Origin of the sequence: Streptomyces sparsogenes subsp. cuspidosporus, assembly GCF_039532705.1 — a bacterium.
GTDB classification, from domain to species: domain Bacteria; phylum Actinomycetota; class Actinomycetes; order Streptomycetales; family Streptomycetaceae; genus Streptomyces; species Streptomyces sparsogenes.
Map to the genome: position 1 here is coordinate 216,201 of NZ_BAAASD010000005.1, position 13,187 is coordinate 229,387.

The 13,187-nt window shown below is 72.5% G+C and carries 13 protein-coding genes and 1 pseudogene; 9 read left to right on the plus strand and 5 right to left on the minus strand.

All coding sequences use genetic code 11. From position 1 onward, the window contains the following. Positions 1-354 precede the first annotated feature (354 nt). The 3 genes from ABFY07_RS08890 (at position 355) to ABFY07_RS08900 (ending at position 2,748) form a co-directional block, all read left to right on the plus strand. Entirely contained in the window at positions 355-834 is a 480-nt protein-coding gene (locus tag ABFY07_RS08890; protein WP_346173923.1) for a DoxX family protein, read from the plus strand. Between the two features lie 334 nt (positions 835-1,168). Then, the gene (locus ABFY07_RS08895) at positions 1,169-1,846 is read left to right on the plus strand and encodes a DedA family protein (protein WP_346173924.1); all 678 of its coding nucleotides are present in this window, start codon (positions 1,169-1,171) and stop codon (positions 1,844-1,846) included. Positions 1,847-2,142: 296 nt separating this feature from the next. Next, positions 2,143-2,748 (plus strand): lytic transglycosylase domain-containing protein, encoded by a 606-nt coding sequence (locus tag ABFY07_RS08900; RefSeq protein ID WP_346173925.1) that lies wholly within the window; start codon positions 2,143-2,145, stop codon positions 2,746-2,748. Here ABFY07_RS08900 and ABFY07_RS08905 read toward each other — a convergent pair. Then, on the minus strand, positions 2,732-3,514 hold the full coding sequence (locus ABFY07_RS08905; protein ID WP_346173926.1) for an alpha/beta fold hydrolase: 783 nt from the start codon (positions 3,512-3,514) through the stop codon (positions 2,732-2,734). The two genes, ABFY07_RS08900 and ABFY07_RS08905, sit on opposite strands and share 17 nt — an antisense overlap. A gap of 234 nt (positions 3,515-3,748) precedes the next feature. On the opposite strand from ABFY07_RS08905, the gene ABFY07_RS08910 reads away from it, so the two are divergent. Both ABFY07_RS08910 and ABFY07_RS08915 read left to right on the plus strand, forming a co-directional pair. Then, positions 3,749-4,588 (plus strand): PP2C family protein-serine/threonine phosphatase, encoded by an 840-nt coding sequence (locus ABFY07_RS08910; RefSeq protein WP_346173927.1) that lies wholly within the window; start codon positions 3,749-3,751, stop codon positions 4,586-4,588. 136 nt (positions 4,589-4,724) lie between these two features. Further along, complete coding sequence (locus ABFY07_RS08915) at positions 4,725-5,735, plus strand: MASE1 domain-containing protein (protein WP_346173928.1); 1,011 nt, start codon at positions 4,725-4,727, stop codon at positions 5,733-5,735. A gap of 91 nt (positions 5,736-5,826) precedes the next feature. On the opposite strand, the gene ABFY07_RS08920 is transcribed toward ABFY07_RS08915, so the two are convergent. The 3 genes and pseudogenes from ABFY07_RS08920 to ABFY07_RS08935 all read right to left on the minus strand — a co-directional run. Then, a complete protein-coding gene (locus ABFY07_RS08920) occupies positions 5,827-7,185 on the minus strand; it encodes a hypothetical protein (RefSeq protein WP_346173929.1) in 1,359 nt (452 codons plus the stop codon). Positions 7,186-7,206: 21 nt separating this feature from the next. Then, on the minus strand, positions 7,207-7,710 hold the full coding sequence (locus ABFY07_RS08925) for a hypothetical protein (protein ID WP_346173930.1): 504 nt from the start codon (positions 7,708-7,710) through the stop codon (positions 7,207-7,209). A 416-nt stretch (positions 7,711-8,126) separates the two neighbouring features. Further along, positions 8,127-8,507: pseudogene (locus ABFY07_RS08935) on the minus strand (DUF6010 family protein); the annotation flags it as partial. A gap of 200 nt (positions 8,508-8,707) precedes the next feature. Between ABFY07_RS08935 and ABFY07_RS08940 the strand changes: the two are divergent. The 4 genes from ABFY07_RS08940 to ABFY07_RS08955 all read left to right on the plus strand — a co-directional run bounded on the left by ABFY07_RS08940 (position 8,708) and on the right by ABFY07_RS08955 (position 12,640). Further along, positions 8,708-9,646 carry a GlxA family transcriptional regulator gene (locus ABFY07_RS08940; protein ID WP_065958871.1) on the plus strand — a complete coding sequence of 313 codons (939 nt, stop codon included), beginning with the start codon at positions 8,708-8,710 and terminating at the stop codon, positions 9,644-9,646. 162 nt (positions 9,647-9,808) lie between these two features. Continuing rightward, positions 9,809-10,507, plus strand: a complete 699-nt coding sequence (locus ABFY07_RS08945) for a restriction endonuclease (RefSeq protein ID WP_346173931.1) — start codon at positions 9,809-9,811, stop codon at positions 10,505-10,507. A 518-nt stretch (positions 10,508-11,025) separates the two neighbouring features. Further along, the gene (locus tag ABFY07_RS08950) at positions 11,026-11,664 is read left to right on the plus strand and encodes a LysR substrate-binding domain-containing protein (RefSeq protein WP_346173932.1); all 639 of its coding nucleotides are present in this window, start codon (positions 11,026-11,028) and stop codon (positions 11,662-11,664) included. Between the two features lie 205 nt (positions 11,665-11,869). Further along, positions 11,870-12,640: a GNAT family N-acetyltransferase gene (locus ABFY07_RS08955; protein ID WP_346173933.1), complete on the plus strand. Its 771-nt coding sequence runs from the start codon at positions 11,870-11,872 to the stop codon at positions 12,638-12,640. An 84-nt stretch (positions 12,641-12,724) separates the two neighbouring features. Here ABFY07_RS08955 and ABFY07_RS08960 read toward each other — a convergent pair whose 3' ends face one another. After that, on the minus strand, positions 12,725-13,174 hold the full coding sequence (locus ABFY07_RS08960) for a 2-thiouracil desulfurase family protein (RefSeq protein ID WP_346173934.1): 450 nt from the start codon (positions 13,172-13,174) through the stop codon (positions 12,725-12,727). Between the last annotated feature and the right edge of the window lie 13 nt (positions 13,175-13,187).

Genomic DNA, 13,187 nt, shown 5'->3' on the forward strand with positions numbered 1-13,187 from the left:
CGCCGCGCCCGCGCGTCGCGGAGTTGGCCACGCCGACCGAGGCGAGGGCGCTGGAGGCGCTCGGTCCGCATGGGGAGATGGAGAAGCCGGGTCCCGTCGGGCCGGGCGGAATCCCCGGCTTCGGCACGCGGCGGGCGCGGGTGCCGGCCCTCCGGTGGTGCCGGCGACGCCGACGGCGACCGGGGCGCGGCCCGGCGTCACCCCGCTGACCTCGCACGACACCGATGCCGTCGACCGACCGGCGCCGCGCGCGGCGGCCCCAGATTGGCGAAACTTGAACTTGCAACAAAAGGTGAGGGGAACCTAACCTGACACTCCCGTTGTTTCCCGTCCCCGGAACAAGGAGCAGTCCCCATGCCCCCGTCCGCCACCCCCCAAGGTCTCGCCGACCGCCTGGACGGCACGAGGCCGTACGTCCTCTCCCTCTTTCGCATCGTCGTCGGCCTGCTCTTCTTCTGCCACGGCGCCTCATCGCTGCTGGGCTGGTTCGGCGGCCTGATGGGCACCGGCAAGACCCTCGACGCGGGCACCTGGCCCGGCTGGTACGCGGCCGTGATCCAGCTCGTCGGCGGCGGCCTGGTGCTGCTGGGCCTCGGCACCCGCAGCGCGGCGTTCATCTGCTCCGGCTCGATGGCGTACGCGTACTTCCACGAGCACCAGCCGGAGAAGCTGTGGCCCATCCAGAACGGCGGCGAGGCGGCCGCGATGTTCTGCTGGGCGTTCCTGCTGATCGTCTTCACCGGCCCCGGCCCCTGGGCGCTCGACCGCTTCCTGGGCTCGGCGCGCCCGTCGGTCACGACCTCCGAGACGCACCGTCAGCCGACGGCCGTCTAGGGCGACTCGGCGGCCCGGCGGCTCGACGACCGCGACGACCGCGACGACCCGGCGACTCGACGGCTCGCCGGCTCGACGACCGCGCGATAAAGCGACAAAGCAATAAGTCGCTCGATCAATCTGGCCGACCACGCCAAGTCTCGCTTCACCTGATGCGGGGGTACCTCCCCATTCGTCCCCCGGGAGGCGACCCCCGCGTCACGTGATTCGAACAACATCAACACCCCCTGGCCCCATCCCCACCCGCCACAGGCGTACGCTGTATGACTGTGAAGGCCGCTCCTGCCGCTCCCCAGCGACATCGCGGCTGGGGGGAACGGGACCGGGAGAAACGTTGCTGGAACATCTGGGGTCGCTGACCAACACCCCATGGATTTACGCGGTTGTCGGCATGTCCGTTCTCCTCGACGTCTTCCTCCCCGTCCTGCCCAGCGGTGTCCTCGTCATCACGGCGGCCACCGCGGCCGCCGGGACCACCGTGGACGCCGTGGGCGTGGTGCGCGTCCAGGCGGGCGCCGCCGACTTCCCCGAGATGTTCGCCCTGATGCTGTGCGCCGCCACCGCCTCCGTCCTCGGCGACATGGTCGCCTACCGGCTGGCCTGGCGCGGCAGCGACCGCCTCGACCGCGCCATCTCCCGCTCCCGCCGTCTCACCTCCGCGCAGGAGAAGTTGGGCACGGCGCTGGTGCGGGGCGGTGGCGCGCTGGTCGTCATAGCCCGCTTCGCGCCCGCCGGGCGGTCGGTCGTCAGCCTGAGCGCGGGCGCGGCGCACCGCCGGGCCAAGGAGTTCCTGCCCTGGTCGGCCGTCGCCGGACTGGCCTGGGCCGCCTACAGCGTGAGCCTGGGTTACGTGGGCGGGCAGTGGCTCGGCGCCACCTGGCTCGGCACGGCGGTCTCGGTGCTCGCGCTCTTCGCGGCCGGCGCGGGCGCGGCCTATGTGATGAAGCGCCCCGCCGAAGCGGAGCAGCCGCTCCCGGCCCACCCCGCGGTGGGCGGAGCGGGCCGGCCCTGACGTCGTAGGGGGTGTCTTGTGGATCATGCTGGGCTCCCGACGCCTGGCACGCCCGCCCCCAGCTACCGCTGGGAGGTGCCCCCGGCTGCGTTGTCGTCGTCACACGCAGCACCGCTGCGCTCTCCTCCTCCGCCTTGCGGCTGGACGCCCCAGACGCCGCTCGCTGATCCAGCCTGACCCACAAGACACCCCCTCGCGCACGCCCGGACCCGACCGCCGGGCGTGCGAATTCAGGATCCCACCGCGAAATCCCGTTAACGTCCCCTCATGCGCATCCCCACCCCGCCGGACCCCGCATGGTGACCCGCCGCAGCCGTACCGTCGCCACCCTGGTCGGCGGCGCCCTGGTGCTCGCCGCCGCGATCCTCGTCGTACGGCACTTCACCGCCCCGTCCGAGCCCGAACTCCCGACGATCCCCGAAGCCCGCCGCCCGGTGGTCGAGGCGGCCGCCCGCCTCTGCCCCAAGGTGAGCGTGCCGCTGCTGGCCGCGCAGATCGACGCGGAGAGCGGCTGGCGGCCGGACGCTGACTCCGGGCACGCGCAGGGGATCTCGCAGTTCGCCCCGCAGACCTGGGCCGAGTGGGGCCGCGACGGGGACGGCGACGGAAAGGCCGACGTGTGGGAGCCCGAGGACGCCATCCCCTCGCAGGCGCGCTACATGTGCCATCTGTACGACATGGTGAAGAACCTGCCCGGCGATCCGACCGAGCTGGCGCTTGCCGCGTACAACGCCGGGCCGACCGCGGTCCTCGAGGCCCGCGGGATCCCGAGGATCGACGAGACCCGCGAGTACGTGGACCGCATCCTGCACACGCTGCTCCCCCAGTACCGCAAGAGCGAGGCGGAGTACGCGGCGGCACACCCGTCGCCGGGCGCCTCCCGTCTCACGCCCCGGCCGTGATGAAGTCCTCGACGGCGCGTACGAGTTCCAGCGGCGTCTCGTCGGCGGGGTAGTGCCCCGCGCAGGGCAGCTCGACCAGGTCGGCCCGCGGGTACCAGCGCAGCCAGGTCCGCCGCATCAGCTCCGCCGTCAGCGCCGGGTCGTGCGCCCCGATCACCACGCGGACCGGCACCCGGGCCCCGGCGATGTCCTCGTGGAAGTCCTCCAGGGCCCAGGAGTCCAGCCAGGCCCGTAACGCCTTGGCGTCGCTGTGCTCCAGCGAGTGCCGGACCATCAGGTCGAGCCAGGCGTCGGGGTGGCGGCCGCCGGTGGTGTGGTCGATGATCGCCCGCCGGCTCTCGGGGTGCTCGGCGGCGGAGGTGAACAGCTCCCACTGCTCGCCGTCCATCGGCATCCCGCTCGCGGGGACGGGGGCGACCCCGATCAGCCGCACGACCCGGTCGGGGGCGGCGGCCACGACCCGCTGCGCGACGGAGCCGCCCATCGAGTGCCCGACGAGCGAGAACCGCTGCCAGCCGAGGTCGTCGGCGAGCGCCAGCAGATCGCGGCCCGCCTCCTCGGTGGTGTACTCGCCGGGGATGTCCCGTGCCTCCCCGTAGCCGCGCAGATCGGGGAGTGCGTAGGTGAAGGTCCGTCGGTCGATGTGCGGCAGCACGGCCGCGAAGGCGGCGCGGTCCGAGAACCAGCCGTGGACGGCCATGACGCGGTGCGGCCCTTCGCCGACGAGCTCGAACGGTGGAACGAGGGGTGGAACGATCGGTCCCATGGCACCTCCGGTCCCTGTCGAAGACGGGCGCGCGGCGCGCGTGCCCGTTGCCGGACAACGGTGGCGGCAACCGGCGGCCCCGACAAGGCCGCTACCCATATGCGTGGGCAGCGCCTGACCGTGACCTGACAGCCGACGGGTGGGACTGCCCCTTCGGCCGTATCCGCGCGTACCATGAGACCCAGGTCAGAGCTCCCCCAGCTATCGCCGGCAGGTGCCCCCTCGGAGCCACCGATGAACCGCCGCCGCACCCCGCACCAGAGCACCGAAGAGGCGCTGCGCTCTCTGGGACGGCTGACCGCCCAGATCCTGGAGCGGATCAAGCTGCAGCAGGCGCGGGTGGAGCTGGCCGTGGCCCTGCAGCGCCATATGCTGCCGTCCGAACTGCCGGCCCTCCCCGGTCTGCACGCCGCCGCCCGCTACACCCCCGCACGGGCCGGGCTCGACATCGGCGGCGACTGGTACGACGCCTTCCCGCTGCCCGGCACCGCCTCGGTCGGCTTCGCCATCGGCGACGTACAGGGCCATGACGTGGAGGCGGCGGCCTTCGTGGGCCAGGTCCGCACGGGGCTGCGGGCCATCGCCGCCGCCACCTGCGACCCGGGCGAGGTGCTGCGCGGCGTCAACGAGCTGCTCGTCTCGATGGGCACCGACCTGTTCACCACCTGCTCCTTCCTGTGCTTCGACCCCGTCGCCGGCGAGCTGGCCTGCTCCCGGGCGGGCCACGTCCCGGCCGTGTGGGCCTCGGCCGGCTGCCCGGTCGAGGTCCTCTGGGACCCCGGAGGCCTGCCGCTGGGGATCATGCCCGGGGAGACCTATCCGGTGACCCGGCGCCGGCTGACCCGGGCCGGCGCCTTCGTCCTGTTCACGGACGGGGTGGTGGAAGGGCCGGCGTACCCGATCGACCAGGGCCTCGCGGAGGTGTCGCGGCTGGTCGGCGCGGGCTGCGAGGCCGACGCGGAGGAGCTGGCCACGCGGGTGAGCCAGGTGGCCGACCGGACCGGCCACAGCGACGACGCGGCCGTGCTGGTGCTGCGCCACGACGGCGCACGGCGCGACCGCCCGGGACCGTGACTGCCGCGCCCGGGGCCGTGACCGCCGCGGCCGGGGCCGTGACTGCCGCGCCCGCGGGCGGGCGGTTCCCCCGTGCGACGGAGACCGCGCCACGGCCGCGCGTGTCACCCGCTCCGGGCCGCGACGGCGTTGTGTGATGGCCGCTGTGGCAGGCGATGACGGGATCCGGCGATACGGTGCCACGGTCCTGCGGATCCTCGTCGTCGCGGCCGCCTACTACGTGGGGGCCCGGATCGGGCTGCTGGAGGAGCTGGTCCGCGGACAGATCACCCCGCTGTGGCCACCCACCGGTATCGCCCTGGCCTGTCTGCTCCTCCTCGGCCTGCGCACCTGGCCGGGCGTCGCGCTGGGCGCCCTCCTGGTCAACGCCCCGATCGGGCCGACGGTCCCCGCCGTCGCCGCGATCGCCGTGGGAAACACCGCGGCCCCGGTCTGCTCGTACCTGCTGCTGCGGCGCGCGGGCTTCCGTACGGAGCTCGACCGGCTGCGGGACGCGCTGGCCCTGGTCTTCCTCGGCGCGCTGGCCGGAATGCTGATCAGCTCGGCCGTGGGCACCGGGGTGCTGGTCCTGGAGGGGGCGATCGGGACCGGCGACTTCTGGACCACCTGGTCGGTGTGGTGGACGGGGGACGCGATGGGCGTCCTGGTGATCACCCCGCTGCTGCTGATGCTCCGCAAGGCCCGGCCGCCGCGTGACGTAAACCCCTATCGGTGGGCCGAGGCGGGGCTGCTGACGCTCGGGACGGCGGCCGTCACGCTGCTCGCCACGCACTCCGTCCACAGCCTGCTCTTCCTGGTCTTCCCCTTCCTGATCTGGGCGGCCCTGCGCTTCCAGCTGGCGGGGGCCGTGCTGTGCTCACTGATCGTGTCGGTGATCGCGATCCAGGCCACCGCGGCGGGGGTCGGCCCGTTCGCCGGGCATACGCTGCTGACGCGGATGGTCACCCTGCAGGCGTTCAACGGCTCCACCGCGCTGACCTCGCTGCTGCTCTCGGCGATCATCATGGAGCGGAACCGTACCCGTCGGCAGATCGAGCAGATCTGCGGCCAGCTCGCCGAGGCGGTCGTCCGGCTGGCGCCGGACGAGGCGTCGCTGCGGCAGTGGCCGCCGCCCCGCCACGGCGACGAGCCGCCGGACCGGCGGTAGAACTTTGCGGTGAGTACGGGACAGCGACACGCCGTGGTGTCGGCGTGTCGCTGTCCCATACTCACCGCAAAACCGCCGCCGTTGCCCCGCCTCAGGACAGTTCGCGAGAGCGCGTCGAGCTGCTGCCGTGCATGTTGTATTCCTGGGCGAGCCCGGTCTGGTGGAGCTTTTGCATCTGCTCACCGGTGACCGTGACGCCCGCGATGTCGAAAGACGTGTCGTCGTCCCAGTTGAACCGGTCCCAGACGTTCACCTGGTAATCGAGGGAGACCTTGGGCTTTCCGTGCGGGCCGGGCTCCACGCTCACGACCCCCGAATGGTTCACCATTCCGTGGCCGACGGCGAGGTACCAGTCGCGGTCGTCGTGCTTGTAGCCCTCGGCCTTCGTCTCCACCGGAATGGCCACCGGCCGGCCGCCCGACTCCTCGAACGCCCTGAGCGCCTTCTTCTTCCACTCGCCCTCGTACTTGGAGAGGTTTTCCTCGGCCGCCTTGCGGAAGCCGTCGGGGTCCTCGTCCCACATCCGATTGATGTCGAGGTCCAGCGGCTTTCCGGACGCGTCGAGGTAGTGGTCCAACTCCCGGGCCGCCTCCTTGTAGCCCACCAGGCGGCCGCCTTTCACCATGGCCGCGGCCTCGACGCGGAACAAGTGGTCCTTCATTCCGGCATCCCGCGAGTGGAACTTCCCGGATCCCACGTCCGCCGGCTTCCACTTGTACTGCGGGTCCATGATCCCGGCCGCCATCAGCGCGACGCTGTCGGCCGCCCATACCCGGCCCCGCAGCTCCGGGCTGAGACCGTCCCAGATCCGGCGCAGTTCCGCGCGCTGCCGGGGGCTCGCCTCATGGCCGAGCGAGGCGATTTCGATGGCCCGGTCGGCCTGGACCTCGGCCAGCGAGTGGTACCGGGCGTGGCCCGCGTCATACACGTCGCCGCCGTGGCTCCTGACCAGCGCGGCCTTCACGATGCCGTCGATCTCGGCGGCCCGGGCCAGCTTCCGGTTCACACTGTTAGCGTACTCCGCCTGGGTGTCCAGCTGGGCTTGCGTCCGCGCCCCGTCGTCCCCCGGGTAATGGGGGATGAAGAAACGCACGGTGCCGTCGGCGTTGTCGGACAGCTTGAATCCGGCGTCCGCCGCCTGCGCGACGGTCGACCGGACGCTGGACTGAATCTCGGTCAGCTGGGAATGCGCGTCGTCCAGGACGCTCCAGATGCTGCTGGCCTCCTTGTGCAGGTCCTCGAACTCCTTCGCGGTCCTGCCGACGAACTCACGGGTGACGGTCGCGTTCAGCCCGGCCCACCGCGCGCCCTCCGACTTCTTCAGCAGGCCCGAACGCGCGTCGGTCATCAGCGCTTTCAGGCTGTCGACGGCGGATTTCCAGTCCGAGACCGCGGCGCCCAGCTTCCCCAGGTCGACATCGACGAGATCCTGGTAGGTGAGAGCCCCCATCGTCTTTCCCCGCTACGTCTTTCACTTCACCAGTTCGGATATCTCGGAAACACTCACGGCCGAGCCGTCCCGGTGGCGCAGCGAGGCGGCGATCGCCTCGTCGTCCTCGGCATGCCGCTTCTTCGAGTAGTCCAGGTGGTTGGAGATGTGGGCGCACATCTGCAGCACGGTCTTGACCTGGGAGCTCCAGACGGACACCGTCGTGCTCAGCTCCTCGCCCATCGCGAAGTTGTGGTCGCTCAGCGCCTTGGCCGCCTGCATGGACGACCCCACGCCGTCCTTGTCCGCCCCGGCCCCGGCGATGTCGGCCGCCTTCTGAAGCCTGCCGTGCAGCACGAAGGCCTCGTGCCCCACCGCGCCCAGGTCGTCCTGGTGCACGACCAGGTCAGTGGAGCCGCCCTCCCCCGTCGAGCCCGCGCCCGTCCCGCCCCCGCCGTCGGCGACGGTCTGGTTGAGCCGTGTATGGGTGCTCTGCCGCCCCGCCGCGTCCGCCTTGAGCTGAGACCACTCGCTGTCGAATGACATATCCCCGTTACCTCCCGTAGAGGGTCCCGCGCATCCGCGCCCACGGCCGTCCCTCCCCTGGCCGCGCCGCGCCAAATCGCAGATCAGGACGCATGGTAGCTGAATCGGATGACGTCACTCCGGCTGCCGTCCGGCCGGGGGCGGGGGCGGGCCGGCCCCCGCCCTCCCCCTCACCGTCCCGCCTCGGCCCGGTGTATCCCCCGGTGCGCAACCCCGAACCCGGCGGAGGACGTCTTCCAGGGCACCACGCCCGCCTATCGCCGAGGAACCCGTCGATGACCACCAGGGCCGCCCGTTACCTCTATCTGACCCGGCACGGCGAGGCGTCCCCCGACGAGACCGAGTTGACGGCGAACGGCCGCCGCCAGGCCGCGCTGCTCGGCGAGCGGCTGCGCGGCGACCGCCACGGGCCGCCCGCGCCGCAGGAGTTCACGCGGGGACAGGCCTCCGCCCAGGCACCACAGGGCGATGACCGGGTCGCAGATGGCACAGCCCAGCGACGAGGTGTGGGCGAACGGGACGATCGGGTTGCCCTTGATGTGGTGAACCACGTCCCACGCGGTGTGCAACAGCCAGCCGATGCCGATGAACGTCCATGACTCCAGGCCGCGGTAGGCGACGTAGGTGACGAGCGCGGTGAACGCGAACTCCCAGCCGCCCAGGCCGCCACCGCTGAGGTAGGCGGCGCCGGCGCCGGCCACCATCATCGCGTTGAAGCGGCGTCGATGCGGTTCCCGGATGAGGGACATCAGCAGGGCGTAGAGAAGGCCGATGCCGATCGGCGCGAGGTACAGCACGCGTATGCCTTTCCAGAAAGGGGACGGTACGGGATCGCCCTCGACGCTAGTCGCGCGGCGCGGCCCTCCCCAGTGGCGTTAATGACGAGTATCAACGGAAAAACGCCAAGCCTGGTGATGTGCCCCTGACCTGCCCGGACAGGCGCGGGAGCCTCGCTCCCATCGGTGCGTCCGGCCCGTCGGACCGCTAGGTTCTGGACATGCATACGGTGGCCGTCCTCGCGCTCAGCAAGGTGATTCCGTTCGACCTGTCCACCCCCATCGAGGTCTTCACCCGCACCCGCCTGCCCGACGGCCGCCCCGGCTACCAGGTACGCGTCTGCGCCGAGCGGCCGGAGACCGACGCCGGCGCGTTCACCCTGCGGGCGCCCTGGGGCCTGGAGGGGCTCACCGGCGCGGACACCGTCATCGTGCCCGGCGTGGCCGACCCCGCCGCCCCACCCAGCCCCGCCGAACGCGAGGCGCTGCGCCGGGCCGCCGCCGACGGCACCCGTATCGCCTCCATCTGCACCGGCACCTTCCCCCTGGCCGCCACCGGCCTGCTGGACGGCCTGCGCGCCACCACCCACTGGCTCGCCGCGGACCGGCTCGCCGCCGCCCACCCGGACATCGATGTCGACCCGAACGTGCTCTACGTCGACAACGGCCAGATCCTCACCTCCGCCGGCGCGGCCGCCGGACTCGACCTGTGCCTGCACCTGATCCGCCGCGACTACGGCGCCGCGGTGGCCGCCGATGCCGCCCGCCTGTCCGTGATGCCCCTGGAACGCGAGGGCGGGCAGGCCCAGTTCATCGTCCACGACCACACCCCCACCCCCGGTGGCTCGGTGCTGGAACCGGTCCTCGTCTGGCTCCGGGACAACCTCGCCCGGCCCCTCACCCTCGACGACATCGCCTCCCACGCCGGGGTCAGCACCCGTACGCTCATCCGCCGCTTCCGCGACCAGACCGGCACCACCCCCCTCCAATGGCTCCACCGCGCCCGCATCCGCCAGGCCCAGCACCTGCTGGAGACCACCGACCACTCCGTCGAACGCGTCGGCGCGCGGGTCGGCTTCGGCTCCCCCACCGCCTTCCGCGACCGCTTCAAGCGCACCACCGGCGTCAGCCCGCACGCCTACCGCCGCGCGTTCAGGTGAAGGCCTTAGGTTCAGGCCACGGGTTCAGGCCACGGGTCCAGACCACGGGTTCAGGCCATGGGTTCGGGTCAAGGCCGCGGGTTCGGGTGAGACGGGTGAGGCGGTCTTGCCGCGGCCGCCCACCGCTCCCCACACTGCCCGGGTACGCACGGGAGGGGAGACATGGCAACCACGGCACGACGGCGACGCACGCGGTCCTTACGACGGCTGAAGACGCGGGCACGCCGCGGGGCATGGGGCGCCGGTGCCGTGGTGGCGCTCGCGCTGGCGCTGACGTGGCGGACCGTGTGGCCGTACGTGCTCGGGGCGGTCGTCGCGGCGCTGCTCGCCGGCATCGGCTGGTGGCTCCTGAGGGCCCACCGGCGCGCCGTGGCCGGCGACCACGCCTGGCGGGCCGAGGAGGAGCACCGGGCGCGGGAGCTGGCCATGTCCGATGTCGACGCGATGACCTGGCAGCGATTCGAGCGGTACGTCGCGGACTTGTGCCGCCGCGACGGCTGCACCCAGGTCGAGGTCTCCGGGAAGGCCGGCGACTTGGGCGCCGATGTGATCGGACTGATGCCGGACGGGCGTCGGCTGGTCATCCAGTGCAAGCACTACGCGCCGCACCGCACCGTGGGGAGCGGTGAGATGCAGAAGTTCCTCGGCACGGCGAAGGCCGAACACGGCGCGGACGTCGCCGTGTACGTCGCCACCTGCAACTTCACGGCGGCGGCTGAGAAGCTGGCGGTGAAGCACGAGATCCTCGCCATGCACCGCGACCTGCTCGGGGCATGGGTCCGCGGGGCCACCCTGGCCTCGCTGATCCCCCTCAACGGGACCGGCGGCGGGGCGCGAAGCGGCCGCCGCCCGGTCCGGTAGCCCGCCACCACGCCACCACGACGGCGTCCCGCCCGGCCGCCGCGCGATTCTGCGCACCTCCGACGGGTCGATCAGATACATAGCCGCGATCCTCGGGGCGTACTCCAAGGTGACCGAGCAGAACCCGGACAACGAGCCCATCCGTAACAACGTCCCGGTGCTCGTCAGCCTGTACCAGGGAAGCGATCTCAACAGATGGCGGAATTGGCTGAACACTCACCCGGGCGCCCCGTACGATCCCGGGAATCGGATGGGCGAATGGGCCGTGTCACCCGAGGGCCGGCGCTTGCTCGATGACTCCCTGCGGCTGTGGGACCAGGATTAGCCCCCACATGTGCACCGGATGTCGTGTCCGCCCGCGACGAGTCCCCTCCCGTCGCTGCCGTGGGGAACCAGGACCATCTGGAGCCGCCCGCAGGCGCAACGGCTCCAGACCACAACGCCCTCGCTGGTGGTGTGCCGGGAAACGACGGTGTTCGCGCTGGTGTTCATGACAGCAGGATGAACCCGGTCGACCGTTGCGGTGCGGCCTGATCGCCCCCGCGGGCGGGCGGCTGCGGCACAGCCACCCCGACCTCCAGGTGCGGGTCCGCGAGTGCGAGACCGCGGAGAGCATGGACCTGCTGGTGGCGGGCGAGGTGGACATCGCGGTCGTGGAGCCCATCGAGGACGGCCCGCCGCCGGATGACGCCCGGTTCGAGCAGAGCCCCCTGCTGGAGGAGCCGCACCTCATGCTGGTGCCCGCCGACCACCCGCTGGCACGGGCGGCGTCGGTGCGGCTGGAGGACGCCGCGGACGAGGACTGGATCGTCTCCGACCCGGGCGCCTGCGACCACGCCCAGCGGGTACGGATGCTGTGCGCGGCGGCCGGATTCTCACCCCGGATCGTGCACGCCGCCACCCACTGGCCGGCGATCTGGTCGCTGGTCGGAAACGGCCTGGGCGTCTCCCTGGTCCCCCGGCTGGCCGAGGGCCCGGCGGGCCAGGCGGTGGCGCGGATGCCGCTGTCGGGCGGGAACACGCCGACGCGCCGCATCCTCACCTGCGTACGCCGGGGCAGCCGGCGAAACCCGCTCATCGACCTCGGGATACGGGCGCTGGAAGAGGCGGCACGCGACCACGAGCCCAGGAACGACCGCCCCCGATTCGCCGCCTGACGGCTCGCCCGCCACGGGCCGGGGGCGGAGGGTAGCCGGAGCGGCCGACCGAGCCACCGCGCGCCACCCCCGGCCCCCTGCCGGGGGCTCACCCACCGCGCGCCACCCCCGGCCCCCTGCCGGGGGCTCAGCTACCGCGCGCCACCTCCGGGCCCCTGCCGGGGGCTCAGCCACCGGGTGTGCCACCGCTCCATACACTGACCCCATGTCAGCCACGGATCTCGAGCGCATCGCGGCCTTCCGCTCGTCCTTCGCCCGGCGTCAGGCCGCCGTGGTGACCGAGGTGCCCGGTGGGGTGGCGGTCCTGGACCAGGAGTACGCGGCTTCCCACGAGCACAACCAGCTGATCGTCGAGGGGACTTCGGCTCCCCCGGAGCTCCCCGCCCTCGCCGAGACCGTTCTCGGCCACCTGGGCCACCGCCGGATCACGGTCCTCGACGACGCCGTCGGCACCGCCTGTGCACCGGCGCTCACCGCGCTCGGCTACTCCCATGACACCGAGCTCGTGATGGCGTACTCCGGCTCCGCCGCCGTCCCCCACCCGTCCGTGCGGACGGTCACCCTCGCCGATCTGCGCCCCGCTCTGCTCCGCCGGCTGCGTGACTGGATGCCCGAGGCCGACGACGCCGTGGTCCGCCAGCTCGCCGACCGCAGGACGGCCCGGCTCCGCGGCGCCGACCAGGTCCGCTTCCTCGCCGTACGCGACGAGAACGGCACCGTCGCCTCCTGGGCCGACCTCTACCTCGATACGGCCGAGGGCGTCGCCCAGATCGAGGACGTCGTCACCGCCGACACCCACCTCGGGCGCGGCTGCGCGGACGCCGTCCTCGCCACCGCCCTGCACCACGCCGCGGGGTGCGGCCTGGTCTTCCTCCTCGCCGACCTCCATGACTGGCCGCGCCACTGGTACGCCCGCCGTGGCTTCACCCCGATCGGCCGCTCCCACGTCTTCACCCGGACGCGAGCCGGAAGCTGAACCTCCGGCGCCGTGGCCGTCGGCGCCGGTGGGCCGGCCGGGGCCTCGTCCAACTCCCCGCGTACGGCGGCGAGGCCGGCGACTTCACACGCCGGGTGCGGGCCGCACCGTGACGCCGTTCCGCTCGAGCAGCGCCGCCGTCACCCCGTCTCCCGACACCAACTCCCCGGCGAACGATCCGTCGTACACCACGCCCCGGCCGCACGAAGGACTGCGCGGCATCAACAGCGCCTCCGTGCAGCCTCCCCGCCGCGCCGCCTCAAGTGCGCGCTGAGCTCCGGCCACGAACGCCTCGGTCACGTCACGCCCGGTGTCCTCGACGACCCGCGCCGTCCCGTCGAGCACGTCGTGCCCGTCACCGCCGACCAGCTCGGCAGGCCTGCGCGGAGTCGTGAGCCCGCCCGCGACCTCCGGGCAGAAGGAGACGACTTCGCGGCCGGCCACCGCCTCCTCGAACTCCGGCGAAGCCTTGTGCCGCCCGTCGAACCGGCACGGCACCCCGCGCAGACACGCGCTCACCAGGATCGTTTCCATGCCGCCAGGTTAG